Origin of the sequence: Halomonas sp. MMH1-48 (assembly GCF_022348105.1) — a bacterium.
Lineage (GTDB): Bacteria > Pseudomonadota > Gammaproteobacteria > Pseudomonadales > Halomonadaceae > Vreelandella > Vreelandella piezotolerans.
Window position 1 is genome coordinate 53295 of record NZ_JAKRFL010000010.1, and the last position, 26828, is coordinate 80122.

Consider the following 26828-nt stretch of genomic DNA (forward strand, 5'->3'; position numbering starts at 1 on the left):
CTTGGCAGGCGTAAACGAAAAAAGGTTAACTTGTTAGCAGGCGAAGAAGATTTTTGTAATCCTCGCGAATATCCGCATTCTCTTCTTGCAGCGCTTTTACTTTTCGGCAGGCATGCAGCACGGTGGTGTGATCACGGCCACCAAACGCATCGCCAATTTCCGGCAAGCTATGATTGGTGAGCTCTTTTGCCAGTGCCATCGCCACCTGCCGGGGGCGCGCCACCGAGCGCGAGCGTCGCTTGGAGAGCAGATCCGCCACTTTGATTTTGTAATATTCAGCCACCGTGCGCTGAATATTATCCACCCCGACCTGCTTGTCCTGTAGCGCCAAAAGATCTTTCAACGATTCACGGATGAACTCTTGGGTGATGGTCTTGCCCATGAAATGTGAATCAGCAATGACTTTCTTCAGCGCACCTTCCAATTCACGCACATTAGAACGAATCTTTTGGGCGATAAAGAAAGCCGCATCGTGGGGCAGGTCCACCTTGGCCTGATCGGCTTTCTTCATCAGAATCGCCACGCGCGTCTCGAGCTCTGGCGGTTCGATGGCGACGGTGAGACCCCAGCCAAAGCGCGACTTCAGCCGCTCTTCGACACCACTGATCTCTTTTGGATAGCGATCAGAGGTCAAGATCATCTGCTGACCGCCCTCTAGCAAGGCATTGAACGTATGGAAGAACTCTTCTTGGGAGCGCTCTTTACCGGCAAAGAACTGAATGTCATCGATCAGGAGGGCATCGACACTGCGGTAGAAACGTTTGAAATCGTTGATCGCATTGAGCTGCAGCGCCTTCACCATGTCAGCCACGAAGCGCTCAGAGTGAAGATAAACCACGCGGGCATTTTCCCGACGACCTGCCAACGCATTGCCTACGGCATGCATCAAGTGGGTTTTACCCAAGCCCACGCCACCGTATAAGAACAGTGGATTGTAGGCACCGCCAGGATTTTCAGACACTTGGCGAGACGCCGCACGTGCCAACTGGTTAGATTTACCTTCCACAAAGGTATCGAACGTGAAATTGGGGTTTAGGCCGCTATTGTGTTTCAAGCTGCCTTCTACCTGCACCTGACGCTCGTTGCCACGACGATGAGAGGCACTCTCTTCACGCAGCTGATCGATTTCACGCTCGTCGGCAATATCACCCCGGGGCGGGGTATGTACGGCGGGCGACGTCGGCTGAGCCGGGGCGGCTGACACCGGATTACCCAGATCGCGAGGCTGGGGGGCTGGAGCAGCGGCCCGGCGGCTACCTACCGTCAAACTGACCTTAGGGGGCTTGGAGGGTGCAAGCTCGCGCATTAATTCACTAATACGCTTGGCGTACTTATCACTCACCCAGTCGCGCACAAAGCGATTCGGCGCCAACAAGCGCAGCTCATTGGTGTCTCCTTCTTCTGCCTGCAGCGGACGTATCCAGGTATTGAACTGCTGTGAATTCAGTTCGTCCTGCAGGTAGTCCAGGCACTGTTGCCAAAGCGCGAGTGACACTCATCTCACCATCGGTTGAAAACGGCCGACCATTGTAGCGCCCAACGACACGGTTATCCACACGAGCTAACGGCTCTTTTTCGCCTGTGGACAACTTTCCGTAAGGGCTTAGGAAAACCCGGTGACGCCATGGGTACAACCCTCCTTTCGAGCAAGTTGTCACCGCCTGACCACACCAAATTCACAGTTTATTCGCGCGTTATTCGATGCTTATGCACAGATTTTTTATTACTTCAAGCTGTTGATAACAATCTCATAAAATGACTTATCCACAAATAGTATCCCCACTATTAATAACAGTAGGTTTTAAATGACTTCATTAGTAATAGTAGTGCGATGCAAGAAAACGAGTGGTGGGCGCCAAGCCGCGCCGCCATTGCCTTTTTCGAGCTTTTTATGCAAGGAAAAATTGCACCCAGCGCGGGAAGTCTCTACAATTTCCGGTCTTGAATTGAAACTCCCCGGCTAGTTCCTCACTGGACCGGGTCTTTTGGAATTCACTTTCCGTCCTAAACCACGTGGGAATAACGAGTTATGAAACGCACTTTTCAACCCAGCGTTCTCAAGCGCAAGCGCGCGCATGGCTTCCGTGCTCGTATGGCAACCAAAAACGGCCGTGCCGTGATCGCACGCCGCCGCGCCAAAGGCCGCAAGCGTCTGAGCGCCTGATCTCGGATTGCGTGTGTCGCCTCAAGGGTTTCCCCGGTGCTTGCGGTTGCTAACTGCCGGGGATTTCAGTCACGTGTTTGAGCAGGCTGACCTCAAAGTCCATGGCAAAGGTATGATGGCGCTAGCGCGCATGACTACCCGGGGGTACCCCCGCATCGGACTGGTCGTTAGCAAAAAAAATGTAAAGCTTGCTGTCGATCGTAACCGCTTCAAGCGACTCGTTCGCGAATCCGTTCGTCTGCGTCAAGATCACTTACCCTCTGTGGATATCGTGATATTGGCAAAGCGAGGCCTACAGGATGTCGATAACGAAACGCTCAGCCGTCAGCTATACGGCATGTGGAAACGGCTTCAGCGCGACGCACAGGCGGCATCAACACCTCTCCCGCCTCATGGCGTAACACGTGACGCTTGACGACACACCTCGCCGCTCGACCTCGGCCTGCCGCTTGGCAGGCTTTCGTGTGTCATGGGTCGAGTAAATGACACTGCGCCATTAGCATGTTCACCACCCATCGGGCAGAACCCTCATGGACGTAAAACGACTTTTATTACTGATTCCACTGGCCGTACTAGCCTACCTTCTGGTTGTACAGTGGAATCAGGATTACGGGCAGACCACCTACGATTCGACGCCAGAGATCACCCAAAGCAGCAATGGGGCTCCTGCGAACGAAAGCGGTAGCGACGATCTCTCCGTGCCCAGTACTTCGGCACCTAACAACGCTATTAGCGAAGGCGTTGGCGATGAGCAAAGCGACACCGCCAGCCGTGATTTCATTGCGGTCACCACGGATGTTCTGGACGTACGCATCGATCCCTTCGGTGGCGATATCGTCTACGCAGCCTTGCCGCAGCACAAACTGACGCTGGATTCCGACCGTAATTACGTGCTGCTGTCAGATAACGCCACGCGCAGCTATGTTGCTCGCTCCGGCCTTCAACTGGATGGTCAGGCAAGCCGCATTGCTTTTACTCCCGAGCGTAACGAGTACCGCTTGGGCGATGACGAAGAGCAGATCAGCGTCGATTTGACGGCTGACGTGAATGGTGTCGACGTCATCAAACGTCTGACATTCGACCGCGGTAGCTATGCGGTCAATGTGAGTTACTACCTGGCCAACAATACCGAAGCACCGGTTTCCGCTCGATTCATTGGCCAGCTAGCCCGTGACAATAGCCCTGACCCCTCTAGCGGGGTGGCCATGGGGATGAATTCTTACCTAGGGGCTGCTTATTCCACGCCTGAAGCGCGCTACGAGAAGATCGATTTCGATACGATCCAAAAACGTAACTTCGAGAATCGCGAGGCCCAAGGCGGGTGGATAGCGATCATCCAGCACTACTTTGTGTCCGCCTGGGCACCGCCTCAAAATCAGCAGAATCTCTACTACGTAACGACCGATTCTCGAGATCGTAACGTAGTGGCCTTCGCTGGCCCCACCAGCAGCGTGGCTGCCGAGGGTGAAGCCACGCTGAGCGCAACGCTTTACATGGGCCCGAAGGTGCAAGACTACCTCGAGCAAGTCGCACCGAACCTCAAGCTCACCGTGGATTACGGTTGGTTGTGGTTCATTGCCAACCCGCTGTTCTGGCTGCTGGATAAGATCCACGACATCGTGGGCAACTGGGGCTGGTCCATCGTACTGCTCACCGTATTGGTGAAGCTGGTGCTCTTCCCGCTCTCTGCCAAGGCCTACAAGTCCATGGCGCGTATGCGCAAACTGGGCCCAGAGATGCAGCGTCTCAAAGAGATGTATGGCGACGACCGCCAGAAAATGTCTCAAGAGATGATGAAGTTCTATCAGAAAGAGAAGATCAATCCGCTGGGCGGCTGTTTGCCGATTCTGGTACAGATGCCGGTATTCATCGCCCTGTACTGGATGTTGCTGGAATCCGTCGAGCTGCGCCACGCGCCGTTCATGTTCTGGATCCAGGATCTCTCGGTGAAAGATCCCTATTTCATCCTGCCGATTCTGATGGGTATCTCGATGTTCGTTCAGCAGATGCTGAACCCGACACCGCCAGACCCCATGCAGGCGAAGATCATGAAGATGCTACCGATCATCTTTACCTTCTTCTTCCTGTGGTTCCCGGCCGGCCTGGTCATCTACTGGGTGGTCAACAACATCATCTCGGTGGCGCAGCAGTATTTCATTACGCGCAGCATCGAGAAGGATCCAAGCGTCGGCAAAGGGATGCGAACCAAGTAATAGCCCCCCCCTCTGCTACTCCCAGACCCCCGCCTTTGCGGGGGTCTGGCGTTTTAGGGCGAAGGTACTCATCATGAGCACCATCGCGAAACACTCTCTCCCTCTTTCGTCTTTAGGAAGCGTCATGGCCGACCGACTCTATACCCAAGACACCATTACCGCCTTGGCAACCCCCCCTGGCCGTGGCGGCGTGGGCATCATTCGCGTATCAGGCCCCGCCTGCCGCTCGATAGCCGCTGAGATACTGGGTGATTGCCCTGCTCCCCGTTACGCCCACTACGGTCCGTTTCACGGCGCTGAGGGCATTATTGACGAGGGCATCGCGCTCCTGTTTAACGGCCCCCACTCCTTCACCGGTGAGGACGTGCTGGAGTTGCAGGGCCACGGCGGTCCCATCATCATGGATATGCTGCTAGAGCGCTGCCTGCAGCTCGGTGCTCGCCTGGCCCGGCCGGGGGAGTTCTCCGAACGGGCGTTCCTCAACGACAAGCTGGATTTGGCCCAGGCAGAAGCGATTGCCGATTTGATCGATGCCACTTCCCGATCCGCTGCTGAAAACGCCGTGCGCTCGTTACAGGGCGAATTCTCCCAGCGCGTATCGGCTCTGGTAGAACGGCTGATCGAACTGCGCGTTTACGTGGAAGCCGCCATCGATTTCCCAGAGGAAGAGATCGACTTTCTCGCCGATGGCCATGTCGCTACGCATTTGGAGAGCGTTCAGCAAGCACTCGTCGCCGTTCGCAAAGCCGCTGGGCAGGGCGCGCTACTACGCGAGGGCATGAGTGTAGTGATTGCAGGGCGTCCCAATGCCGGTAAATCGAGCCTGCTGAACGCGCTGACCGAGCAAGATACCGCCATCGTCACGGATATCGCGGGTACGACACGGGACGTCCTTCGGGAGTACATCCACCTAGACGGTATGCCGCTGCACATCATCGATACCGCTGGCCTGCGCGATACGCCCGATGCGGTAGAGAAAATCGGCGTTGCCCGGGCGTGGGAAGAAATCGAAAAGGCCGACCGGGTACTGCTCATGGTGGATGCTTCCACCACGGATGCCACCAACCCAATGAGCATCTGGCCAGAGTTCGTGGAGCGCCTTCCGGATCAACGGCGGCTAACGCTGGTGCGCAACAAGATCGACGCGAGTGCAGAAACGCCAGGCATTGACTTATCCACAGCCACACCGATCATCCGCCTATCGGCGAAAACCGGAGAGGGTGTGGATAGTTTGAGAACGCACCTAAAGGAGGTGATGGGCTTCTCTGCCACGACCGAAGGCCGCTTCTCTGCCCGCCGACGTCACCTGGATGCGCTTGACCGCGCCATGGCGGCGCTAGACACCGGGCGAGCCCAACTGGATGGCTACGGTGCTGGCGAGCTTCTTGCCGAAGATTTACGAGATGCGCAGCAAGCACTAGGAGAGATCACTGGTGAGTTCAGTGCCGATGACCTGCTGGGTGAAATCTTTGGCAGCTTCTGTATTGGTAAATAGTCCCCACCACTCACCGCCACTACTCACCTACGAGCCATTTAGCGCGGTAGTGGCTGTCACTCCCCAGCAGCGGTGCCACCTGAGCCATCGCTGCTGACAATTGCTCATCCAGTCCCCAGGGTGGATTGATCACCACCATGCCGCTTCCATACATGCCATGCGTGCCCTCCGCCGAGGCGCGTAACAGCAGCTCACTGTGCCAAATCTTGCGAATTCCGCTCGCTTCAAGGCCGCTGAGCAACGTGTCATGATGCCCGGCGGGCAGTAGCGGGTACCAGATCATCACCACGGCGTGGCGTGCTTTTTCGAGGTTGTAAGCCGCCGCGTCGACGACCTCTTGATACTCCACTTTGCGCTCGTAACTCGGATCTATCAACACGCACAGCCGTGGCGTTGCCACCGGCAACAGCTGCTTCAGGCCCAGCAACCCATCCCCATAAACGCGTCGGGCCTGTTTGGGCAACGCTTGCCCGCTCAAATGCTCGTGCTCACCAGGGTGCAGCTCAAATAGGCGCAGTGAGTCCTGCTCACGCAGCCTTTGAGCCAGCCACCAGGGTGAGCCAGGGTAGTGCGAAAGCACAGTCGATTGGGGCTGCGCGCTTTCCAACGACGCCATCCATTTACCAAGCAACGGATCACTCAACTGCTGCCGAACCTGCCAGAGCGGTGCGACGCCCTCTCGATACTCTTGAAGCCGCTGAGTCTCTTTCGTGGCGAGCGGGTAGAGCCCTCTGCCTGCATGGGTATCAATATATGTAATTGATGATTTTTTACGTAATAAATAATCTGTCACCGCGTAAAGCGTTAAATGCTTATGAACATCGGCAAAGTTACCGGCGTGGTAGGCGTGTTGATACGACAGCATGGCAGCTCGCTAGCAATTGAACAAAAAAAGCCCGCTATGTGAGCATAGCGGGCGTTGGGCGGCAATGCCGGGATTAACGCATATTACTGGCCGTTGCCGGTAGGCGTCAGGGTGATTTCTACGCGACGGTTCTGCGCGCGGCCCTGCTCGGTAGCATTGCTAGCCACCGGCTGATTAGCACCGTAGCCCATGGTATTCAACCGCATGGAAGAGACGCCATTTTGGCTCAGGTAGCTGCCGACCGATTGGGCACGACGCTCTGAGAGGCGCTGGTTGTAGCTGGCATCCCCGGTGCTATCCGTATGGCCAGCAATGTTTACGCGGGTATCGGTGTACTGAGTGAGGACATTCGCCACTTCGTTTAGAGCGCTGCGCGCATCCGAGGTGAGCTCGGCAGAATCGAATCCGAACGTAACGCTGCTGGGCATGTTGAGCACGATATCGTCACCGCGCCGATCGATCTCGATACGCGATCCTTGCAGGTTATTGCGAAGCTGCTGCTCTTGACGGTCCATATAGGCACCCACGCCTGCACCGGCGGCCGCACCCACAGCGGCACCAATTAGCGCACGGTCACGACGGCTCGTACTGCCATCACCGGATAAAGCGCCCGCCGCTGCACCAATCGCTGCACCAATGCCGGTGCCCATGGCGGTGCTCGAGCGCTGCGTTTGACCGCCGTAAGGATCGGACGTCGCGCAGCCAGCCAGTAATATCGCCGCTGCCAGTGGGGTCAGTAGTCGAGAAATACGCATCACTCACTCCTTGTTTATGATTGAGGGTGTACCGAATCGATCGCTGGTCACTCTTCGCTGATCAAGGCCAGCAACTCGTTCAAGAATAATAGACCTTGGGGCGATGCACGCAGCTTTTCAGGCATTTCCATTAAAAGTCCTTTTTCTTGAGCACTGTGTAAACGCGCAAGTAACAGTGCCTCTGGCTGGCCAGTGTGAGCCTCCCAATCCGCCAATGGTACCCCTTCGGTCAGTCGGAGCGCGTTCATGGCAAACTCCAGTGGTAGTTCGCGGGGCTCGATGAGTTGCTGGCCTGCCAGGAAGCCACGCGGGTCATTGGCACGGCGCAAGTACGCATTAGGTTGGCGCGTCTTCCAACGCCGTTCGATCTGCCACTTCCCTTGGGAATCTATGGAGGAGAGCTTTGCATGAGCGCCTGCCCCAATTCCTAGGTAATCGCCAAATCGCCAGTAGTTTAGGTTATGGCGACTCTGACATCCCGGACGGGCGTAGGCCGATATCTCGTATCGACGCAGCCCGGCTCGCTCCAGGCGCTGGTGCCCCGCCTCCTGAATGTCCCACAACGCCTCCTCCTCTGGCAAAGGAGGAGGGTGAGAAAAAAACGCCGTATTGGGCTCCAGGGTGAGCTGGTACCACGAAAGATGCTCAGGATCGAGGGCAAGCGCCTGATCGATATCTTCCATGGCTTGCTCAGGTGTTTGTTGGGGCAAGCCGTGCATGAGATCGATGTTGAGGTTATCGAATCCCGCCGCTCTGGCTTCACCGATGGCAGTCACCGCTTCGTTGCCGGTATGAATTCGCCCCAACGCACTCAGTTGAGTGGGGCGGAAACTCTGCACCCCCAAAGACAATCGATTGATACCGGCTTCCCGATAACCAATGAACCGCTGCTGCTCGGTCGTGCCTGGATTGGCTTCCAGGGTGATTTCAATGCTAGGCGAAAAGGCGAGCCGCTCACGAATGCCATCGAATAACTGTCGATAAAACGTCGGCGATAGCAAGCTAGGCGTGCCGCCGCCAATAAAAATGGTTTGAAGAGTACGGCCAGACGCCAGCGCCAAATCGCCGTCCAAATCACTCAGCAAGGCGGCCAAATAGGCCGCTTCGGGTAGGTCATTGGCGCCAGATTCAGGTTCGTGAGAATTGAAATCGCAGTAAGGGCACTTGCGTACACACCAAGGTGTATGAATATAAAGCGAGAGCGGCGGCAATCGATTAGCCATGCGCCACCTTCAGAATGTCCACCAACGCGTGTAACGCACGTCCGCGATGGCTCAAGCGGTTCTTCGTTTCACTGGGCAGTTCTGCCACGCTCATCCCCTGATCGGGTAGCCAGAACAGCGGATCGTAGCCAAAACCGCCCTCTCCCCGGGGATGAGCCAATACTTCTCCTTCCCAACTTCGTTGAACGATCACAGGTACCGGGTCTGCTGCATGGCGTAAATAGACCAAGACACACCAATAACGGCCCGTGCGCTGGCCTTCCGCGCACTCACTGAGTGCTGCCAGCAGTTTCTCGTTGTTACGCTCGTCACTTTTCGGCTCACCGGCATAGCGAGCAGAGTAAATGCCAGGCGCTCCATGCAACGCATCGACCTCCAGACCTGAGTCGTCGGCGAGCGCCGGTAACCCGCTTACGCGACTCGCTTCACGGGCCTTTAACAGCGCATTTTCAACGAACGTCAGTCCTGTCTCTTCGACATCGTGCACACCAAACTCAGCCTGGGGGCGTACATCCAGTCCAAGGGGCGATAGCAACTGATTGAATTCTTTTAATTTTCCAGAATTTCCACTGGCTAAAACGAGCGTATTGGCTGCATTCATAGGGGCGACCTCTTCACATGATGGGGCCAGTTTACGCCTATCGAGAACACAGCTAAAGGCAACACAATGTTACTCAGTGTATCTTGTCACTCAGCGCAATCATTGACCATTATCCACTAGTAAATGTATATAAAAACAATAGCTTGAACTATATATTCCAAAAAGTAATAATAAAGTTCAAATTACTTTTATAATTATTTTGATAACAAATCTTTACGAAATGTAGCTTATAGGCAACACTCATTTAGTCACCTGCTCACGCTTTACGCTCATGAGGCCTCCCCAATGTCCCAAGAAAAAACGCACGGCTTGGTGTACATCATCACCGAAAAAAGCCCACAGGCGCAGCTTTTTGCCGATTACTTACACGAACACACAGGGTGTACGGTAAGCATTCACTCACCTAAAAGTTCACTACCCACGATCATTCCAAACAAGCTGTTAATACTCATCGATAGTGACCATATCGGCGTAGAAGAGCTACCCGAGTGGCAGGAAAATCTTCCTGATAACTTGGCCAAAACCTCGCTGGCCGCCTTCAATATTCGCGATATGGACCATGCACTGGAAGCGCTGTCATGCGCCCAGCTCAAAGGCGTCTTTTACCGTGACGAGAGTCTTGAAGTGATCTGTAAAGGGATTCACGCGTTACTCGAAGGTGAGCTTTGGATGTCACGCGATTTGATGGCCCGTTTGATCCTTTTTTACCGCAAATATCAAAGCAACGCGTTTCGACCTGCCTGCGGCTTGACCAATCGAGAAATGGAGATCATTTCGCTACTTAGTGCTGGCTCCTCCAATCAACAGATTGCCGACAAACTCTTTGTAAGTGAGCACACGGTTAAATCACACCTTTACAATATTTTTAGAAAAATCAATGTGCATAACCGTATACAAGCGCTGAACTGGATTCACCAAAACTTAGGCCCCATTTTACCCAATATCGAAACAGCGCGCAGTTTGCAGCGCCATCGTTAGCTAAATGAAGGTTGATGACATGTTAAAAACCCTCCTAAGTCATTCAGCCAACGTATTGGGATTACTTTTTTTTGTACTCCTAATGGGTAGTGCTAACGCTAGCGAGGAAGAGTCTGTTAGCGATACCCAAGCTGTTGATGACATTAACCAGCTATCAAGCCCTGATGGCCCAGAAATACAGAACCGTCTGCATGGCAGCAGTGAGCTGACCGGCATCATGGTGGATCGCACGATCACAATGGCAGGTAAGACCTTTTATCGTGCATTTAGTCAACTTGCCATGGACAACCGCATTATAGGGAACGCAACACTCACCATACAGGAACGCCCCGATGCACGCTGGGGTAGCCAACTATGGATAATGGAAGGCAATAAAATGTACTTCAGAACCCAGCTCTCTCCTCGTATTAGCGAGGCTGATCGCGTCGCAGGAGAAGCTGTACAAGTTGTCCAAGAAGCGCTTCTGCAACAGCAGCTCACGGCAGCGCTTACCTCAGACAAAGACCTAGGAAAAGAGGAGTTAAACTAATGAGTGCTAACCTTAAAAAAAGCACATTGAGTGCCTTGATAATATCTGGTTTGGCAGCGTCGCTCTCTCTTAAAAGCACCGCTGGAGAACTTATTTACGAGCCTCTCAACCCATCTTTTGGCGGTGACCCCTTCATGGGTAGCTATTTGCTAGGAAAGGCACAATCACAGGACACCAATAGCGACCCTAATGCAAGAAGCATCGAACCTCTATCCTCTACTGAGCGGCTTATTCAAAGTCTTGAAAGCAGACTCATCTCGCAGCTCATTAGCGATGTAGGCGCTGGCGAAATTGGTGAAGGCTCTTTCGATAGTGGAGAATTCAGTGTCGTTGTACGCGATGAAGGTGGACAGCTTATTGTAAGAGTAGTTGATAAAGTAACAGGGGATGTCACCAACATTAGCGTGGGTGGATTATTTAATCCTTAACAACAAAACAGGCACTTAAGAAAATCAAAACGGTTTAACAACCGAACACTGACGCTATAAGTGTCGCCAGGGGATCAACATGAAAATCATCGCTTCAATTATAATGGTCAGTCTCCTAAGTGGGTGCGCGGGGATGGTGGCTACGTCCGAAAATCTAGAGGGTGCACAGGCAACCCTGACGCCCCGTGGAGCGACCTATCAAGATTTAGTCTCGTTACCTCCACCGGCAGGGAAAATCTTCGTCTCTGTGTATGATTTTCGAGACCAAACGGGTCAGTACCGCCCTGCTCCAGCCAGTACTTTTTCCACCGCCGTGACACAAGGTGCCGCAGCGATGTTGACAGGCGCATTAGCTGACTCTGGTTGGTTTATCCCTTTGGAGCGCGTGGGGCTGCAAAATCTGCTGACCGAGCGACGTATCATTCGTGCTGAATTTGAGCGCTTTAATCAACCCGATACTTTGCCCTCGTTAAGAGCAGCATCGGTCATGCTTGAAGGAGGCATCATTGCTTATGAGTCCAACGTCAGAACCGGTGGTGCGGGTGCAGAATATTTCGGCATTGGAGCATCAGGGCAGTATCAGGTGGATCAGGTAACGGTCAATTTACGAGCCGTCGAGATATCCACAGGCGAAATACTGGCTAACGTGACGACGACCAAAACCATTTACTCTAAAGAGCTTCGGGCAGGAGTGTATCGCTTTATTGATTTTAGGCGGCTCCTGGAAGCGGAAGCCGGCATTACGACCAATGAACCTGTCCAGCTTGCCGTCATGTCAGCCATAGAATCTGCCGTTATCCACTTAATTGCTCGAGGCGTAGAGAATAACCTATGGAATTTATCGAACGGGGCTAGCTTGCAAAACTCAGTATTGGCCGATTATTTAAATGCCCCCACGCCGCTTTTATAAGAATTACTGAACTTATCACCAAAGAAACGCAATATAAAACTATTGACGGCTTTGCCACCACGCAAAGCCGTTTTTATATGCCAATAAAAGTATGAGTTTTCTCATACTATTCTTTCTCGATTTAACTAAAAAAATCGCCTGCAACATACATTTTTTACTTATGGCGTCAAAATATAAATCAGCCAAACTCAACGCATGAAATACAAAAAGATACAAATTGTTGCAGAGGGAATAAAAATGAAACCTAACGATTCGAAGCAAAGCACTGCAACATTTCGCTTAGCGACACCTATTGCTGCTTGCTTGATTGCTTCTGCAGTTTCATTACCTACCTTTGCAGACTCTTTTAGCCATCGCATTGAGCAGTATTTCAACGATACCAATGCGCAGAGCTATCAAGGTAACTTCAGCATTATCCAACAGATTGGTAACAACAATCGTACGAACGTAACCCAGTCGTATTCTGCGAGTTATCAAACAGGTAACTTCTCTCGCATTAGCCAGCGAGGAGATTGGAATAACGCCAATATCGAACAAGTGGGTGGCAATAATGCAGGTGTCATTTTGCAAAAGGGCAATTATCACACCGCTAATGTCATCCAGTCAGGCAACGATCAACCGCTTGAAACCTACGTGACTCAGTTGGGCCAACGTAGCGATGTTCAAGTCTCTCAATCGGGGAGTGGCTATCGCAGCATTAGCGTCGAACAACGCGCCTACTCAGGCAATGCGCGCCCAGTCACCGTCGACACCTACTGAGCAGTCGATACGGCCTCAGTAATAACTAAAGTAAGAGCATCATAAAGGGGATGTAACCATGAAAACTCAAATGACCACTATCGCTGCTGCCGTTGCTCTGACCATGAGCGCTGCTGCAATGGCTCAAACTGCACCGAGCTGGCAGTTCAACGGCTCGCGTGCCGATATCGACAGCATGGGTGGTTCTCTCTACAACGGTAGCGCCGTGGGTAGTGACTCACAAATCGAGCAAAATGGTAATTTTAACAGTACATCCGTAACACAATGGGGTACACAAGACTCTCGCATCAAGCAAGAGGGTACTTCAAACAAAGCCAACGTCACTCAAGACGATGTTGTAGGTCAGGCCCTTACTTCACCAGGCAATAACTACTCCAGCATTGATCAAGACGGCTTTAAAAATACCGCCTATGTAACTCAAGAGGGCATTACCAACGATTCCATTGTTGTTCAAGAAGGTCGATTTAATATGGCTAATGTAATGCAAGAGGGCCGACTAAACGACTCTTGGGTACAACAGGAAGGTTGGTTCAACGAGTCGAATGTCGTCCAGGACGGCGAGCTAAACGATAGCTACGTGAAAGCTGACGGTAGCTTTAACCGGACATATACCACCCAAACAGGTGATGAGCTTGACAGCGACATCATCCTCGACGGCGACTTTAACTATGCAGCGGTGACCCAAACGGGTTACGGGCATGACTCCTTCATCAGTACCAATGGCAATGGCAACACCCATTTTGTAAACCAAAGTGGTGCGTTCGGGGGGGCTGGACAGCACTTCTCGCAAATCTTAACCACTGGTAGTGGCAACTATAACGTGGTCAGTCAAGGCAACTAACATTTGGCCTTGTCGTCAAAACCGCCCCTTCCGGGGGCGGTTTTTTTGTGCTGTCACCTAACGTACCACCACCGTCAGCGTCCCGCCTTTGCCTTGGGTAGAAGAGCGCGAACGGTTGCTGCCTTTGACGATATCGACTTCCAACCGCTCATCGTCGCTCAGGAGTTTAACGGTACCTTCTAGGGTATCTCCTTCGAAGGTGAACTCTGCGGGCACCGTGCCTCGAGTTTCAGGATGTTCGATGGTGTCGCCGTCCTGGGTAATGCGCCACTCGGCCGAAAACTCAGCGCCGGGAGAGCCGCTCATGGTGATGTGGATTTGGGTCATATCCTGCTCCTGTGCGGCTAGCCCTGGGAAAGACAAGCCAAGGGTAAGAACGGTGGTCAACCACGCACCGTATCGTCGTGACGCGTGCCAAGCCGATAATCGTTTCATGTTAGCTACCTCGGTAACCACAAGAGCCGCTCGATAAGAGCGGCTCTTGCAGTGTAGCAGGCACTTGGCCAGATAGTTACTTAACGTTACATAACGGCAAAGGCTTTCTCGGCCGCATCCAGCGTGAGCTGGATATCCTCGGGCGTGTGTGCGCTAGACATAAAGCCGGCTTCATAGGCAGAAGGCGCAAGGTACACGCCATGATCCAGCATCGCGCCAAAGAAGCGACGAAAAGCATCGGGGTTACACGCCGTGGCTTGAGCAAAGTTATCCACACGGGATTGTGAGGTGAAGAACACACCGAACATGCCGCCTGCGGATTGCGTCATCATCGGCACGCGAGCTGCATTGGCGCGCTCTTGTAGACCGTTACACAGCGTTTGTACGCGCTGGCTCAAGGCATCGTGGAAGCCCGGCACCTGCAGCTTGGTGAGTAGTGCCACCCCGGCGGCCATGGCCAGCGGGTTCCCCGACAGCGTGCCCGCTTGATACACCGGCCCCAGCGGCGAGATGTTCTGCATGATGTCGCGCTTGCCGCCAAACGCACCGACCGGCATACCACCGCCGACGATCTTACCCAAGCAGGTCAAATCCGGCGTGACACCGTAGTAGGCCTGGGCACCGCCCAACGCTACGCGGAAACCCGTCATCACCTCATCGAAAATCAGAATACTACCGTACTCGTTACAGACATGGCGCAAGGTTTCCAAGAAACCTGGCTGAGGGGGAATGCAGTTCATATTGCCCGCCACCGGCTCGACGATGATGCAGGCAATTTGCTCACCGATCTCGGCAAAGCACGCTTCCACCCCCTCCGGGTCGTTATAGGAGAGTGTAATGGTGTGTTCGGCCAACGACGCCGGAACGCCCGGTGAGCTGGGCTCGCCGTGGGTCAATGCACCGGAGCCCGCTTTCACCAGTAGGGAGTCCGAGTGGCCGTGGTAGTTACCCTCGAATTTGACGATCTTATCCCGTCCCGTGGTGCCCCGCGCCAGCCGGATCGCTGACATGGTGGCTTCCGTGCCCGAACTGGTCATGCGTACCATTTCCATGGAGGGAATCATGTCGCAGATCAGGTCTGCCATGGTGGTTTCCACGGCCGTGGGGGTACCGAACGAGAGCCCATTATCCAACCGCGCACGTACGGCCGCCAATACGTCTTGATCGGCGTGACCGGTAATCATCGGTCCCCAGGAGCCGATGTAATCGACGTAGCGGTTGCCCTCGACATCGAAGAGGTAAGCGCCCTGCGCACGTTCCATGAAGACCGGTGGGCGGTGCAACCCTTTGAAGGCACGGACGGGAGAGTTCACGCCCCCAGGGATATGGCGACTCGCGAGGTCGAACAGTTCAGCAGATGTGGTCATGGCATCCTCTGTATAAATGACTTACTACCAATGAGATCAAAAGCGCACGGGACGTGGCAAGCGATTCGGCAAGCATTGGCCACTCGGGGGCTGGTAGCCGTGAGACAAGCTCTCCCAGGTAAAGTGCTGGGCCTGTTCACAGGCAGTTGGTAAGCGCTCACCAACCGCTAATCGGGCTGCTAGGGCAGACGCGAGCGTACAGCCGGAACCATGAAAGACGTCAGGTAAGCGCGGCCACTGCCACTGGCGAGTGGTATCGGGCGAGTGCAGCGTATGCACCACCTGCTCGGCTGAACCGGGTAAGGGGTCATCCGTTGCCGTCACCAGCACCGCTTGGCAACCTTGTGACAGCAGTGACACCGCCCGGGCAGTGTCGTCATGGGACTTTAGAATTTCCGGTGTCAGCGCCGCCAACTCAAAGCGGTTCGGCGTCAAGATATCCACAAGCGGCAACAGCCGGTCTCGGTAAAGCGTCTGTAAAGCGGCTGTGGATAACACAGCGCCCCCTCCTGCTTTCAGCACCGGATCGGCCACCACCGGCACGCCAGGAAAACGGCGAATGATCTGCTCGGCAGCGCGCAGCGTGGCCTCGTCTGCCAGCAGCCCCAGCTTGATCGCCGCAATCTGCATGTCACTGACGGCTTCGGCCATTTGCCGCATGGACCCAGGGTCAGCGGGCATCACGCGGGACACGTTATGACAATTTTGTACAGTCAGCGCCGTGGGGATGGTGACGGCCCACCCGCCACAGGCGGCGACGGCTTCGCTATCGGCCATCAGCCCGGCACCGCCCGTTGGATCATGGCCTGCTAACACTAAGACGACAGGGGGAAGGGGACGACGCATCAAAAGGGCTTCACTACCGCCAGTAAAATAATCGCGACCAGTGCAATCACCGGGGCTTCATTGAACCAGCGAAAGAAGACATGGCTCTTGGTGCAGCGCGACTGATCGAACTGTTTTAAATAAATCAAGCAAACGTGGTGATAGGCAATCAGCAGCGCCACGAGCGTGAGCTTGGCATGCATCCAGCCTTGGCTAAACCATGCGGGCACCAAATAGAGCATCCAGCCCCCAAAAATCAGCACCAGGATCATCGATGGCGTCATGATGCCACGATAGAGTTTGCGCTCCATGGTCTTGAAGTAAGTGATCGCTTGCTCATCGCCTTTGTCGCGTGCCATGGCGTGGTACACGTACAGTCTTGGCAAATAGAACAGTGCGGCAAACCAGGTCACAACGGCCATCAAATGAATGGCCTTTACCCATTCGTACATGGTCTCTCCTTAGGCGGTGGGCTCTTTATTAGGGATCAGTATCACGGACATCCGGCTGTCGAGCGTCAGTGTAGTGGTAATAACGCTCGATCGCGCCACGAGTAATGATACCTGAAATTCGCTGCTGCTTTGGTCGGTAGCCATGTACGACGTACAGTGCCCCAAGCGCGCTGTCTTGAAGCTTCAAAAACGCCTCGGATAGTGTGGCCTGTAGCCCAATCGGGGCCATTTCCAACCGTTGGCCGGGAATCTCCAAGAGATCCACCAACTCATCTTCCGGCGGTGCTTCGCCATTGAGCGCTTCGTCATGCTCCAAGAGCCAGCGAGCAAGCTCTGCCGCCTTCAGCGCCAGCACGGGCTTGTCATCACTGGAGCGCTCGATCACCAGCCACATGGGGTTGGTTTCCAGCAAGCGGCGGGCTTGGTCAGGTGTGATCATTCGTTCAGTGCGCACTAAGCGACGCTCCATGACCGCTGGGACTGAGACCCGGGAAAGCGCCTGCATCAGCGGCTGCTGAAGGGGGTGTAACCCGTAGCGTACCGAGCTAATGAAGAAACCTTCACAGCCCGTCAGCTGGCGCGACGTCAAGCAGGCCACCACCACGACCAGCATTCCCGGCAACATGATATTGGGGGTATGCGTCAGCTCTAGTAGCGCCATCAGCGCCGCGAGAGGCGCCTGTAGAACAGCCCCCATCATCGCTGCCATGCCGAGCATGGCGTAAATGCCCGGGTCAGCGGCTTTCTCGGGCCATAGCCAGCCGCCGAGCATGCCACCCAGGGCCCCAGTGGCTGCCCCCGCCACCAGTACCGGGCCAATAATACCAATCGGCACACCGCCTGCGACGGTTATCGCCGTGATCAACAGTTTGGCCACCATCAGCGCCAGCAGAACGTTGATAGCCAACTGATTATTCAGTGCCGCGGCGACACTGTCATAGCCAATTCCTTGAATCTCCGGAAACCACCACGCCAATACCCCGGTGCCGACACCCACGACGCCCAATCTCAACCACAGCGGCAGGGTTTGTAGGCGCTGACTTCGTGAAATATGGATGAAGAGCCCTGCCATCAAACCTATGACCAAGCCAATCACCACGATCCAGGGCAGATTCATCAGCGAGCCTAACGCCACCTCGGGAATGCGAAACGCAGGCTCGTTGCCATACATCACCTGCGCCACCAGCGCGCCCATGGTGGAGGCCAGGATCACCGGCATGAAGCTCATCAGGGTGTACTCCATCATCACCACTTCCATGGCAAAGATGACCCCCGCAATGGGCGTATTGAACGAAGCGGAAATACCCGCCGCCGTGCCGCAAGCCACCAACACCCGCAAGCTATTATTGGGCAGCCGCAGCTTAAGCCCTAACCCGCTGGACGCCGCCGCGCCCAAGTGGATCGCCGGGCCTTCGCGCCCGGCGGACAAACCACCAAGCACCGAAACCACACCCACCCACCATTGATTCAGCCAGTTGCGCAGCGGGAAGCGACCCTGATGATAGGTCAGTCGCTCGATCACATGGCTGACGCCGAGTTTGCGTGCGGTAGACCGCTGCCGATAGAGCAACAGACCAATCAACGTGACGGCCATGATCGGCAGAAGTGCTCTTAGCCAAGGCGTCAACCCTTCGAAGGCTTCCGGATCACCGTCCGGCATGTAGAGCGCCGCCCCCGCTTCCAGCAGCAGGCGAAACGCCACCATCACCGCCCCGGTAATCACCCCGGACACCAGCCCCAGCACACATAGCTGCGGCAACGCATCCACGTTCGCCAATTGGCGGCGAAAGCTCTCTAGGGTGAAGTCTGACCGAGAAAAACGTGCCACAACGTCCGTCCTTGCGTTTGTTGTTCGTTTCATTGTCTCGTGCTGTGCAGCGCTCTCAAGCGCTGCCTCTCTTGTGTATCATAGCTGGATACACTTCGACAGCCTGGTCACACTCATTAGGCTGTTAATTATTCAAGCGTCGATTGCGCGAAGCGCACAAGGAGTGGTTTGTGATAAACGTTGGCATCGTGGGCGGCACCGGTTATACCGGCGTCGAACTTCTCAGACTGCTGGCTCAGCACCCTCAGGTAAACGTCAAGGCCATTACCTCGCGCTCGGAGACGGGCGTAAAAGTGTGCGACATGTACCCTAATTTGCGCGGCCACTATGACACCTTGGCGTTTAGCGAACCCGACGCTCAGGCGCTGGGCGCGATGGATGCGGTCTTTTTCGCCACGCCCCATGGCGTTGCTCACGCGCTTGCCGGCGAGCTGCTGGCCAACGGCACTCGGGTGATCGATCTCTCCGCCGACTTCCGGCTGCGCGATGCCGACGAGTGGAGCCGCTGGTACGACCAACCCCACGGCGCGCCCGAACTGCTCGAAGAAGCCGTCTACGGCCTCCCTGAAATGCATCGCGAAAAGATCAAGACAGCGCGCCTGATCGCGGTGCCCGGCTGCTATCCCACGGCGGTTCAGCTTGGTTACTTACCGCTATTGGAGGCTGGCTTGATCGATCCGAGCCAGCTGATTGCCGACTGTAAATCCGGCGTAACCGGCGCTGGTCGCGGTGCCAAGGTCGGCTCGCTACTGGCCGAGGCCAGTGAGTCCATGAAAGCCTACGGCGCGAGCGGCCACCGGCACCTGCCGGAAATCCGTCAAGGCTTGAGCGACATGCAGTCCCACCCGGTGGGATTGACCTTCGTTCCTCATCTAACGCCCATGATCCGCGGCATTCACGCCACGCTCTATGGCACGCTCACCGCCGAGCCAGAGGATCTACAGGCACTGTTCGAGCAACGCTACGCCAATGAGCCGTTCGTCGACGTGATGCCTGCCGGTAGCCATCCGGAAACCCGCAGTGTCAAAGGCAACAATACCTGCCGGATCGCCGTCCACCGCCCGAATGACGGCAATACGGTCGTGGTCCTGTCGGTCATCGATAACCTCGTGAAGGGTGCCTCGGGTCAAGCCATCCAAAACCTCAACCTGATGTTTGGCTTCGACGAACACATGGGCCTGAACGCTCCTGCGCTGATGCCTTAAACAACTCGCAAAACCAGCATGCAGAGGGCAGCTCAGAGAGGAGGTCATTTGCCAAGGGGCAAATGTAGCTTCCATGGAAGGATTCACAGCGCCTCCTCGGCGAGCTGCCCTCTGCTTGATATGCCGATGCAATAGTTGACCAATTTGCTGGGAATTACCCATAATCGTCCCTCATTGCGGATTATTCGTTTTTAAAGCTCGCGGGAGGTACCCATGAGCGGTGCAGAAGCTTTTGTTCCAACCCCCCTGTTACTGTCGGACAGCGCACGCAAACGTATCAAAGCGTTGATGGCCGAAGAGAGTAACCCGGCACTAAAACTGCGCGTCTACGTCACCGGTGGCGGCTGCTCGGGTTTTCAGTACGGTTTCGACTTCGCGGATAGCGTTGCCGACGACGACACGCTGATCGAGTTTGGCGACGCCACGCTGGTCGTCGACCCGCTCTCCTACCAGTACTTGGTCGGCTCCACGGTCGATTATGAAGAGGGCCTGGCGGGTGCGCGTTTTCGTGTCCAAAACCCCAATGCCACCACCACTTGCGGGTGTGGCGCCTCGTTTATGGTGTGACCAGCGTTGGTGACAACCGCTCCCCATGACTTGACGCCTTGGCGGTTTCTCGCCAAGGTTGAAAGGTCAATAACGGTTGCCTAGCCGATTTATAAGAAAAAAAATTCTATAAATTGCGTGGCTAACCACATAAAACATGGGGAAACTAATGAAACACCTATTCACTACCTCTGCGATCGCCACGGCCATTACACTGGGCTTGGGCAGTACCACTGCGTTTGCGCAAACGCCTACCGTCAACGTGGCCACTGACCCAAGCTTTGTGCCTTTCGAAATGCTCGACCCCGATACCGGTGAAATGATCGGCTTCGACATGGACATCATCAACGAAGTGGCCGAGCGCGCTGGCTTCGAAGTCAATCTCACCACCATGGAGTTCTCGGGCATCATTCCTGCGGTGCAAACCGGCAGTCAAGAAATCGCCATTGCGGGCACCACTATCACTGAAGAGCGCGCTCAAGTCGTCGACTTCTCCGATCCCTACTACGACTCCGGTCTGCAAATCATCGTACGCGCCGACAACGAAGAGGTCTCCTCCATCGAGGATCTCGAAGGGCTGTCAGTGGCCACTAAAATCGGCTCTACCAGCTACGACTTCCTACAACAAGAGCTAGGCGAGAACGCCGACATCACGCCCTATCCTGGCACCGCCGATATGTACATGGCACTGCTGGGCCGTAACGTCGATGCCGTACTTTACGATGCGCCCAACGTAGCTTACTTCTCACAAACCCGTGGTGAGGGACGTACTAAGGTCGTCGGCCCGCTATACGAAGGTCAGCAGTACGGCATCGTCTTCCACAAAGGCAGCGAGTGGGTAGAGCCGACCAATGAGGCACTAGCCGCTATGCGTGAAGATGGCACCTACGACGAGATCTACACCAAATGGTTCGGTGAAGCCCCTAGCGCTGACTAAATCGCGCAATAGCTCATCGCCAACGCTTGAAGCGATTCTCACCACAGGGCCGGGCGGCCATTTCCCCCGGCCCTGTGTCGTTGTTTTCTTTACCTGGAGATAACGCGTGGACGTTAACTTTCAGTTCGACTGGTCGGCTGCGTTTAGCTCGATCCCCTATTTATTACCCGGTATTCCCTGGACGCTACTGATCTCCTTTGGCGGTCTAGCGATTGGCTTTTTCATCGGTATTTTCTTCGGCCTGCTGCGCATTAGTCCCGTGCGCTGGTTACGCTGGCCTGCCATCGTATACGTCGAGGTATTCCGCGGCACCCCCATCTTGGTCCAGGTGCTTTTCATCTTTTACGGCTTGCCGCAACTGCTGGGTGGGCCCATCAACGCCCTGGTCGCGGGCATTGCCGCCATTGCCGTCAACTCTGGGGCTTATATCTCCGAGATCGTGCGCGGCGGCGTGCAATCCATCGAACGCGGCCAGCGAGAAGCATCGCTTTCGCTTGGCCTCTCTAGGGTACAGGCCTTCCGCTATGTCATCTGGCCTCAGGCACTGCGCCGCATGATTCCGCCGCTCGGCAATCAGGGCATCATCAGTATCAAAGACACCTCGCTCTTCTCCGTCATCGGGGTGAGTGAGCTAGTCCGCCAAGGACAGATCTATATCGCGACCACCTTCACCGCGTTGGAGGTCTATTTCATGGTGGCGCTGATGTATCTCGCCATTACCTGGACCCTTTCCCTGGTGCTGCGTCAACTAGAGCGCCGTGGCCTCGCCGGACAATAAGGAGCGCACGATGACTTCTACTCAAACGCCCATTGTGCGTATGCAAAAGCTCCACAAGCACTTTGGCAGTCTGCACGTTCTCAAGGATATCGACCTGGACATCGTCCCGGGTGAGGTCGTCGTGGTCATCGGAGCCAGTGGTTCCGGCAAGTCCACGTTGATCCGCTGTATCAACGGTTTGGAAGAGTTTCAGTCAGGTAGTTTAGAGGTCGACGGCAACACGCTGTTGCCCAACGGTAAAAACAGCCAGGCGCTGCAAACCATCCGTACCGAAGTGGGCATGGTGTTCCAGCAGTTCAATCTCTTTCCCCATCTGAGCGTGCTCGACAACATTACGCTGGCACCCATGAAGGTCCGCGGCTGGAGCCGCCAAGACGCCGAAGAGACCGCCAAGCGGCTGCTGGAGCGCGTCGGCATTGCCGATCAGGCCAACAAGTATCCCAGCCAGCTCTCCGGCGGCCAGCAGCAGCGTGTGGCGCTGGCGCGTGCGTTGGCGATGGAGCCGCGCCTCATGCTGTTCGACGAGCCAACGTCGGCGCTCGATCCCGAGATGATTGGTGAAGTGCTGGATGCCATGCGAGAGCTAGCTAAGGAGGGCATGACCATGGTGATCGTGACCCACGAAATGGGCTTTGCCCGTGAGGTAGCCGACCGCATCATCTTTATCCATAAGGGCGAAATTGCCGAACAAGGCCCACCCGAGCAACTCTTTGATGCGCCTCAACACGAGCGCACCCAATCGTTTTTGGCGCGCGTACTCAAGCACTGATACGCACTTGATCTCCGCTCTGTTAAGGGCGACCAAAGCACAAAAAGCGACTCACCCGATGGCCTGTCTTCCTGACAGGCCATTTTTTTGCCTGTGGATACTATTTTTTACACGCGTCCCGCCGTAGCGCTACGGCCCCCAGCATAAGCAGCTCTCCAAGCGATACGGCCGTATCGACCGGCTTGTTCACAGGTACGGTAACAAGCACGGTATCCATAGGTGGATAACCCGTTGTCAAGCAGCGCTGTGGGTAAGTCGATGTTTAATCCACAGCTCCACCACCGCTTCTACGCAGGCACTCCGCCCTTTAATCACGTAAAGGTCAACAATATAAGGTTATAAAAAATATAGAGAATATTGACTTATCAACAGATTTTGTCCACACCAGTAGTTACAACATTAACAGAACTTCTCTTATATATTTTTATTTTGTTATTAATAACGACACTGCGTTGCATACGGGGTGTGGAAAAACCTGACGGTTACCCACAGGAGGTTTATACTGGCGGGCTAATTTCATCAGCGGCGAATCGCTGACCACATCATCGTGCCAATAGGCGCAAGACGAGGTGTCTCTTGAATTACCCCGACCGCTTTGACGTGATTGTCATCGGCGGTGGCCATGCGGGAACCGAAGCCGCACTGGCCTCTGCTCGTATGGGCTGTCAAACCCTATTGCTGACCCACAACATCGAGACGCTCGGCCAAATGTCGTGCAACCCGGCCATCGGTGGCATTGGCAAAAGTCATTTGGTCAAAGAAATCGATGCGCTCGGCGGTGCAATGGGGCTAGCCACGGATTTAGGCGGCATCCAGTTTCGCGTGCTCAATGCACGTAAAGGGCCCGCGGTGCGCGCAACTCGTGCCCAGGCTGATCGCGTCCGCTACAAAGCCGCCATTCGCGGCATGTTGGAAAACCAACCCAACCTGACGATTTTTCAGCAGGCGGCTGGCGATCTCATTGTGGATAACGACACCGTGCGTGGCGTCGTGACCGAGACGGGCATTCGCTTCCACGCAGAATCCGTCGTGCTCTCGACCGGCACCTTCCTGGGTGGGGTTATTCACATTGGACTCGATCAAAGCCGCGGCGGCCGCGCCGGTGATCCGCCTTCCAACGCACTGGCTGAACGACTGCGGGCACTGCCACTTCACGTTGACCGGCTCAAAACCGGTACGCCGCCGCGTATCGACGCCAAGACCGTCGATTTTTCCCAATTGGAAGAGCAGCCAGGCGATACGCCAACGCCGGTGATGTCCTACCTTGGCTCCCGCGACATGCATCCCCGGCAGGTGAGCTGCCATATTGCGCACACCAACGAGCGCACCCACGAGATCATCCTGAACAACCTCGATCGTTCCCCCATGTACTCCGGCGTAATCGAAGGCATCGGCCCACGCTACTGCCCGTCGATTGAAGACAAGGTGCATCGCTTCGCCGACAAATCGAGCCATCAGGTGTTCATCGAACCGGAAGGTCTGGATACCCACGAGCTCTACCCCAACGGCATCTCGACCTCGCTGCCTTTCGACGTGCAGTTGCAGGTGGTGCGCTCGATCAAAGGGCTCGAAAACGCGCACATCACGCGTCCTGGTTACGCCATCGAGTACGATTTCTTCGATCCACGGGATTTGAAACACTCTCTGGAAACGAAATTTATCAACAACCTGTTTTTTGCCGGACAGATCAACGGCACCACCGGTTACGAAGAAGCCGGCGCGCAAGGTCTTTTGGCGGGCTTGAACGCCGCTCGCCGCGCCAAGCAGCTCGAGGCGTGGTACCCACGCCGTGATGAAGCTTACTTGGGCGTACTGGTAGACGACTTGATCACCATGGGCACCAAAGAGCCCTACCGTATGTTCACGTCCCGTGCGGAGTACCGTTTGCTGCTGCGTGAAGACAATGCCGATCTGCGCTTGACCGAGAAAGGCCGCAGTTTGGGTTTGGTCGACGATGCTCGTTGGGCAGCCTTTAGTCAAAAGCGTGACGCCATCGAGCGTGAAACGGCGCGTCTGGCCACTGCTTGGGTACAGCCCAACAGCCCGGCCGCTGCGAAAATTGCCGAAAAGACCGGTAAACCGCTGCCGCGTGAGTACAATCTGAGTGATCTACTGAAGCGGCCCGAGCTAACCTATGCCGATATCGCCGAGCTACCTGGCATGGAGAGCGGCGATATCGACGACGACGCGGTCGCCGAGCAGGTGCAGATTCAGGCCAAGTATCAGGGCTATATCGACCGTCAGCAGGATGAAATCGATAAGCTGAAGCGCCACGAAGCGACCCCGTTACCCGCCGAACTGGATTATCAGACGGTGGAAGGGCTCTCCCATGAGATCCGCCAAAAGCTCAGCGCTGCGCGCCCGGAAACCCTCGCGCAAGCCGCACGTATTTCCGGTGTGACGCCAGCGGCGGTATCGATTCTGTTGATTCACCTGAAAAAGCGCCGTTTGGTCAGTCATACCGAGGTCGCCAACGGATGAGCGCACTGCAGCCATTGATCGATCTGCTGCCCAGCGGCGTTGCGCCTAAGTTGGACCAGGGGCTGGCCGACCTGGGCGTATCCGTGACGACGACGCAACGAGAGCAACTGCTCGGATTACTAGCGCTGTTGCACAAGTGGAATCGGGCTTATAACCTCACTGCAGTGCGCGATGTCGAGGAGATGGTCTCCCGTCATATGCTGGATAGCGCCGCCGTGGCGCCCTACGTTCATGGTCCTGAGCTTCTCGACGTAGGGGCGGGGCCAGGCCTGCCGGGCTTGGTACTGGCCATCATGAACCCGGAGCTTCGGGTAACGCTGTTGGATAGCAATGGCAAAAAAGTACGTTTCCAGCGTCAAGCAGTGATGGAGCTGTCACTGACGAACGTGACCCCGACCCAAGCCCGCGTCGAGCAGTTTACCGGGCAATCGTTCGATCAAGTGATTTCGCGGGCGTTTGCCAGTCTGGTCGACTTCGTGACGTTAACCCACTCGCTGCCTGCCGCCGACGGTCAGTGGCTAGCGATGAAAGGTCCCGGTGCCGATGACGAGCTACGTGAATTGCCCGACGGCATTGCACTGAGTGAACGCCACCTGTTGAATGTACCCTTCGAAACCGCCGAGCGGCAGCTGTTGATCCTGACCCCAAAAGGAGTTGCGTAGTGAGCCAGATCATTGCCCTGACCAACCAAAAAGGCGGCGTGGGCAAGACCACTTCAGCCGTTAACCTGGCCGCGAGCCTGGCGGCTCTGGATCGCCGCGTACTGTTGGTGGATCTCGATCCCCAGGGACACGCCAGCATGGGCAGCGGGATCGATAAATACGATCTTGAAAAAAGCGTACTCGACGTGCTGCTTGGCGAGGCCTCCGCCGGTGACGTCATCGTGCGCGGGCAGACGGTGCGCTACGATGTGCTCCCTGGTAACGGCGACCTGACCGCAGCAGAAGTGGAACTACTGGATAGCGACCAACGCCAAAGTCGCTTGTCACTAGCGCTCGCCAGCGTTGCAAACGACTATGACGTGGTGCTGATCGACTGCCCCCCGTCGCTGAACATGCTGACCGTGAATGCTCTGACGGCAGCCCACGGCGTGCTGATCCCGCTGCAGTGCGAGTTTTATGCGCTGGAAGGCCTCTCGGCATTGCTAGATACCGTGGAACAGATCAAGCAAAGTGTGAACCCCGAGCTTGCCGTGTCGGGCATTCTGCGCACCATGTACGACAAGCGCACCAGCCTCACTCGGGAAGTGGATAAGCAACTGCGCGACTTTTTCGGTGATGCGCTGCTCAAAACGACCATTCCGCGCAACGTCAAAGTCGCTGAAGCGCCGAGCCATGGTGTTCCTGTGACCCAATATGCGCGTTTCTCGCGGGGTAGCCAAGCCTATCGCGTGCTGGCCAAAGAGATGATTCGGCGCCTATCGTTGTAACGGTGGCTACCGTAG

Annotated in this window: 28 protein-coding genes; 18 read left to right on the plus strand and 10 right to left on the minus strand. The window is 55.4% G+C overall.

Features of this window, described 5'->3' with window-relative positions; genetic code table 11:
- Positions 1 to 25: 25 nt before the first annotated feature.
- Complete coding sequence (gene dnaA, locus MHM37_RS10605) at positions 26 to 1495, minus strand: chromosomal replication initiator protein DnaA (RefSeq protein ID WP_239296637.1); 1470 nt, start codon at positions 1493 to 1495, stop codon at positions 26 to 28.
- Positions 1496 to 2029: 534 nt separating this feature from the next.
- Here dnaA and rpmH point away from each other — a divergent pair.
- The 4 genes from rpmH (at position 2030) to mnmE (ending at position 5872) form a co-directional block, all read left to right on the plus strand.
- On the plus strand, positions 2030 to 2164 hold the full coding sequence (rpmH, locus tag MHM37_RS10610) for a 50S ribosomal protein L34 (protein ID WP_009723348.1): 135 nt from the start codon (positions 2030 to 2032) through the stop codon (positions 2162 to 2164).
- A 13-nt stretch (positions 2165 to 2177) separates the two neighbouring features.
- On the plus strand, positions 2178 to 2579 hold the full coding sequence (gene rnpA / locus MHM37_RS10615) for a ribonuclease P protein component (protein WP_239296639.1): 402 nt from the start codon (positions 2178 to 2180) through the stop codon (positions 2577 to 2579).
- A 115-nt stretch (positions 2580 to 2694) separates the two neighbouring features.
- The gene (gene yidC / locus MHM37_RS10620) at positions 2695 to 4377 is read left to right on the plus strand and encodes a membrane protein insertase YidC (protein WP_139526169.1); all 1683 of its coding nucleotides are present in this window, start codon (positions 2695 to 2697) and stop codon (positions 4375 to 4377) included.
- A gap of 124 nt (positions 4378 to 4501) precedes the next feature.
- Complete coding sequence (gene mnmE / locus MHM37_RS10625) at positions 4502 to 5872, plus strand: tRNA uridine-5-carboxymethylaminomethyl(34) synthesis GTPase MnmE (RefSeq protein WP_239296682.1); 1371 nt, start codon at positions 4502 to 4504, stop codon at positions 5870 to 5872.
- A gap of 19 nt (positions 5873 to 5891) precedes the next feature.
- On the opposite strand, the gene rlmJ is transcribed toward mnmE, so the two are convergent.
- The 4 genes from rlmJ to rdgB all read right to left on the minus strand — a co-directional run bounded on the left by rlmJ (position 5892) and on the right by rdgB (position 9316).
- Positions 5892 to 6737 carry a 23S rRNA (adenine(2030)-N(6))-methyltransferase RlmJ gene (gene rlmJ, locus MHM37_RS10630; protein WP_153843625.1) on the minus strand — a complete coding sequence of 282 codons (846 nt, stop codon included), beginning with the start codon at positions 6735 to 6737 and terminating at the stop codon, positions 5892 to 5894.
- 83 nt (positions 6738 to 6820) lie between these two features.
- Entirely contained in the window at positions 6821 to 7492 is a 672-nt protein-coding gene (locus MHM37_RS10635) for an OmpA family protein (protein WP_139526167.1), read from the minus strand.
- Positions 7493 to 7539: 47 nt separating this feature from the next.
- Entirely contained in the window at positions 7540 to 8715 is a 1176-nt protein-coding gene (gene hemW, locus MHM37_RS10640) for a radical SAM family heme chaperone HemW (RefSeq protein ID WP_239296641.1), read from the minus strand.
- Entirely contained in the window at positions 8708 to 9316 is a 609-nt protein-coding gene (rdgB, locus tag MHM37_RS10645) for an RdgB/HAM1 family non-canonical purine NTP pyrophosphatase (protein ID WP_139526165.1), read from the minus strand. Before rdgB ends, hemW begins: the two co-directional genes overlap by 8 nt.
- A gap of 285 nt (positions 9317 to 9601) precedes the next feature.
- Between rdgB and MHM37_RS10650 the strand changes: the two genes are divergently transcribed.
- The 6 genes from MHM37_RS10650 (at position 9602) to MHM37_RS10675 (ending at position 13761) form a co-directional block, all read left to right on the plus strand.
- The gene (locus tag MHM37_RS10650; RefSeq protein WP_139526164.1) at positions 9602 to 10294 is read left to right on the plus strand and encodes a LuxR C-terminal-related transcriptional regulator; all 693 of its coding nucleotides are present in this window, start codon (positions 9602 to 9604) and stop codon (positions 10292 to 10294) included.
- Positions 10295 to 10313: 19 nt separating this feature from the next.
- On the plus strand, positions 10314 to 10823 hold the full coding sequence (locus tag MHM37_RS10655) for a CsgE family curli-type amyloid fiber assembly protein (protein WP_139526163.1): 510 nt from the start codon (positions 10314 to 10316) through the stop codon (positions 10821 to 10823).
- Positions 10823 to 11251, plus strand: a complete 429-nt coding sequence (locus tag MHM37_RS10660) for a curli assembly protein CsgF (RefSeq protein ID WP_139526162.1) — start codon at positions 10823 to 10825, stop codon at positions 11249 to 11251. The genes MHM37_RS10655 and MHM37_RS10660 overlap by 1 nt, the downstream gene beginning before the upstream one ends.
- Before the next feature lie 79 nt (positions 11252 to 11330).
- Positions 11331 to 12161 (plus strand): CsgG/HfaB family protein, encoded by an 831-nt coding sequence (locus MHM37_RS10665; protein WP_139526161.1) that lies wholly within the window; start codon positions 11331 to 11333, stop codon positions 12159 to 12161.
- A 237-nt stretch (positions 12162 to 12398) separates the two neighbouring features.
- Positions 12399 to 12920 (plus strand): hypothetical protein, encoded by a 522-nt coding sequence (locus tag MHM37_RS10670; RefSeq protein WP_153843627.1) that lies wholly within the window; start codon positions 12399 to 12401, stop codon positions 12918 to 12920.
- Positions 12921 to 12978: 58 nt separating this feature from the next.
- A complete protein-coding gene (locus MHM37_RS10675; RefSeq protein WP_153843628.1) occupies positions 12979 to 13761 on the plus strand; it encodes a curlin subunit CsgB in 783 nt (260 codons plus the stop codon).
- Positions 13762 to 13818: 57 nt separating this feature from the next.
- Here MHM37_RS10675 and MHM37_RS10680 read toward each other — a convergent pair whose 3' ends face one another.
- From MHM37_RS10680 to MHM37_RS10700, 5 genes are all read right to left on the minus strand, one after another.
- On the minus strand, positions 13819 to 14088 hold the full coding sequence (locus tag MHM37_RS10680) for a hypothetical protein (RefSeq protein ID WP_231125630.1): 270 nt from the start codon (positions 14086 to 14088) through the stop codon (positions 13819 to 13821).
- 194 nt (positions 14089 to 14282) lie between these two features.
- Positions 14283 to 15563 carry a glutamate-1-semialdehyde 2,1-aminomutase gene (hemL, locus tag MHM37_RS10685; protein ID WP_058577319.1) on the minus strand — a complete coding sequence of 427 codons (1281 nt, stop codon included), beginning with the start codon at positions 15561 to 15563 and terminating at the stop codon, positions 14283 to 14285.
- Positions 15564 to 15599: 36 nt separating this feature from the next.
- Entirely contained in the window at positions 15600 to 16409 is an 810-nt protein-coding gene (locus MHM37_RS10690) for a hydroxymethylpyrimidine/phosphomethylpyrimidine kinase (protein ID WP_239296642.1), read from the minus strand.
- Positions 16409 to 16840, minus strand: coding sequence for a protoporphyrinogen oxidase HemJ (hemJ, locus tag MHM37_RS10695; RefSeq protein WP_058577321.1), 432 nt, complete (start codon positions 16838 to 16840; stop codon positions 16409 to 16411). The genes MHM37_RS10690 and hemJ overlap by 1 nt, the downstream gene beginning before the upstream one ends.
- 28 nt (positions 16841 to 16868) lie before the next feature.
- Complete coding sequence (locus tag MHM37_RS10700) at positions 16869 to 18668, minus strand: chloride channel protein (protein ID WP_139526156.1); 1800 nt, start codon at positions 18666 to 18668, stop codon at positions 16869 to 16871.
- Positions 18669 to 18838: 170 nt separating this feature from the next.
- On the opposite strand from MHM37_RS10700, the gene argC reads away from it, so the two are divergent.
- The 8 genes from argC (at position 18839) to MHM37_RS10740 (ending at position 26813) form a co-directional block, all read left to right on the plus strand.
- On the plus strand, positions 18839 to 19873 hold the full coding sequence (gene argC, locus MHM37_RS10705) for an N-acetyl-gamma-glutamyl-phosphate reductase (protein WP_139526155.1): 1035 nt from the start codon (positions 18839 to 18841) through the stop codon (positions 19871 to 19873).
- A 213-nt stretch (positions 19874 to 20086) separates the two neighbouring features.
- Complete coding sequence (gene erpA, locus MHM37_RS10710; protein ID WP_058577324.1) at positions 20087 to 20440, plus strand: iron-sulfur cluster insertion protein ErpA; 354 nt, start codon at positions 20087 to 20089, stop codon at positions 20438 to 20440.
- Between the two features lie 148 nt (positions 20441 to 20588).
- Positions 20589 to 21356, plus strand: a complete 768-nt coding sequence (locus MHM37_RS10715; protein ID WP_058577325.1) for a transporter substrate-binding domain-containing protein — start codon at positions 20589 to 20591, stop codon at positions 21354 to 21356.
- A 106-nt stretch (positions 21357 to 21462) separates the two neighbouring features.
- Positions 21463 to 22134: an amino acid ABC transporter permease gene (locus MHM37_RS10720; RefSeq protein WP_058577326.1), complete on the plus strand. Its 672-nt coding sequence runs from the start codon at positions 21463 to 21465 to the stop codon at positions 22132 to 22134.
- Positions 22135 to 22144: 10 nt separating this feature from the next.
- The gene (locus MHM37_RS10725) at positions 22145 to 22903 is read left to right on the plus strand and encodes an amino acid ABC transporter ATP-binding protein (RefSeq protein ID WP_275437436.1); all 759 of its coding nucleotides are present in this window, start codon (positions 22145 to 22147) and stop codon (positions 22901 to 22903) included.
- Positions 22904 to 23479: 576 nt separating this feature from the next.
- Entirely contained in the window at positions 23480 to 25384 is a 1905-nt protein-coding gene (gene mnmG / locus MHM37_RS10730; protein WP_239296643.1) for a tRNA uridine-5-carboxymethylaminomethyl(34) synthesis enzyme MnmG, read from the plus strand.
- The gene (gene rsmG / locus MHM37_RS10735) at positions 25381 to 26046 is read left to right on the plus strand and encodes a 16S rRNA (guanine(527)-N(7))-methyltransferase RsmG (RefSeq protein ID WP_239296644.1); all 666 of its coding nucleotides are present in this window, start codon (positions 25381 to 25383) and stop codon (positions 26044 to 26046) included. The genes mnmG and rsmG overlap by 4 nt, the downstream gene beginning before the upstream one ends.
- The gene (locus MHM37_RS10740; protein WP_058577330.1) at positions 26046 to 26813 is read left to right on the plus strand and encodes a ParA family protein; all 768 of its coding nucleotides are present in this window, start codon (positions 26046 to 26048) and stop codon (positions 26811 to 26813) included. Before rsmG ends, MHM37_RS10740 begins: the two co-directional genes overlap by 1 nt.
- Positions 26814 to 26828: the final 15 nt, after the last annotated feature.

What these genes read in the sequence shown, in the direction of transcription:
- rpmH (WP_009723348.1), top strand. Translation starts at nt 2,030, where the DNA reads ATGAAACGCACTTTTCAACCCAGCGTTCTCAAGCGCAAGCGCGCGCAT.
- yidC (WP_139526169.1), top strand. Translation starts at nt 2,695, where the DNA reads ATGGACGTAAAACGACTTTTATTACTGATTCCACTGGCCGTACTAGCC.
- mnmE (WP_239296682.1), top strand. Translation starts at nt 4,502, where the DNA reads ATGGCCGACCGACTCTATACCCAAGACACCATTACCGCCTTGGCAACC.
- rlmJ (WP_153843625.1), bottom strand. Translation starts at nt 6,737, where the DNA reads ATGCTGTCGTATCAACACGCCTACCACGCCGGTAACTTTGCCGATGTT.
- MHM37_RS10635 (WP_139526167.1), bottom strand. Translation starts at nt 7,492, where the DNA reads ATGCGTATTTCTCGACTACTGACCCCACTGGCAGCGGCGATATTACTG.
- hemW (WP_239296641.1), bottom strand. Translation starts at nt 8,715, where the DNA reads ATGGCTAATCGATTGCCGCCGCTCTCGCTTTATATTCATACACCTTGG.
- rdgB (WP_139526165.1), bottom strand. Translation starts at nt 9,316, where the DNA reads ATGAATGCAGCCAATACGCTCGTTTTAGCCAGTGGAAATTCTGGAAAA.
- MHM37_RS10650 (WP_139526164.1), top strand. Translation starts at nt 9,602, where the DNA reads ATGTCCCAAGAAAAAACGCACGGCTTGGTGTACATCATCACCGAAAAA.
- MHM37_RS10655 (WP_139526163.1), top strand. Translation starts at nt 10,314, where the DNA reads ATGTTAAAAACCCTCCTAAGTCATTCAGCCAACGTATTGGGATTACTT.
- MHM37_RS10660 (WP_139526162.1), top strand. Translation starts at nt 10,823, where the DNA reads ATGAGTGCTAACCTTAAAAAAAGCACATTGAGTGCCTTGATAATATCT.
- MHM37_RS10665 (WP_139526161.1), top strand. Translation starts at nt 11,331, where the DNA reads ATGAAAATCATCGCTTCAATTATAATGGTCAGTCTCCTAAGTGGGTGC.
- MHM37_RS10670 (WP_153843627.1), top strand. Translation starts at nt 12,399, where the DNA reads ATGAAACCTAACGATTCGAAGCAAAGCACTGCAACATTTCGCTTAGCG.
- MHM37_RS10675 (WP_153843628.1), top strand. Translation starts at nt 12,979, where the DNA reads ATGAAAACTCAAATGACCACTATCGCTGCTGCCGTTGCTCTGACCATG.
- MHM37_RS10680 (WP_231125630.1), bottom strand. Translation starts at nt 14,088, where the DNA reads ATGACCCAAATCCACATCACCATGAGCGGCTCTCCCGGCGCTGAGTTT.
- hemL (WP_058577319.1), bottom strand. Translation starts at nt 15,563, where the DNA reads ATGACCACATCTGCTGAACTGTTCGACCTCGCGAGTCGCCATATCCCT.
- MHM37_RS10690 (WP_239296642.1), bottom strand. Translation starts at nt 16,409, where the DNA reads ATGCGTCGTCCCCTTCCCCCTGTCGTCTTAGTGTTAGCAGGCCATGAT.
- hemJ (WP_058577321.1), bottom strand. Translation starts at nt 16,840, where the DNA reads ATGTACGAATGGGTAAAGGCCATTCATTTGATGGCCGTTGTGACCTGG.
- erpA (WP_058577324.1), top strand. Translation starts at nt 20,087, where the DNA reads ATGAGCGGTGCAGAAGCTTTTGTTCCAACCCCCCTGTTACTGTCGGAC.
- MHM37_RS10715 (WP_058577325.1), top strand. Translation starts at nt 20,589, where the DNA reads ATGAAACACCTATTCACTACCTCTGCGATCGCCACGGCCATTACACTG.
- MHM37_RS10725 (WP_275437436.1), top strand. Translation starts at nt 22,145, where the DNA reads ATGACTTCTACTCAAACGCCCATTGTGCGTATGCAAAAGCTCCACAAG.
- rsmG (WP_239296644.1), top strand. Translation starts at nt 25,381, where the DNA reads ATGAGCGCACTGCAGCCATTGATCGATCTGCTGCCCAGCGGCGTTGCG.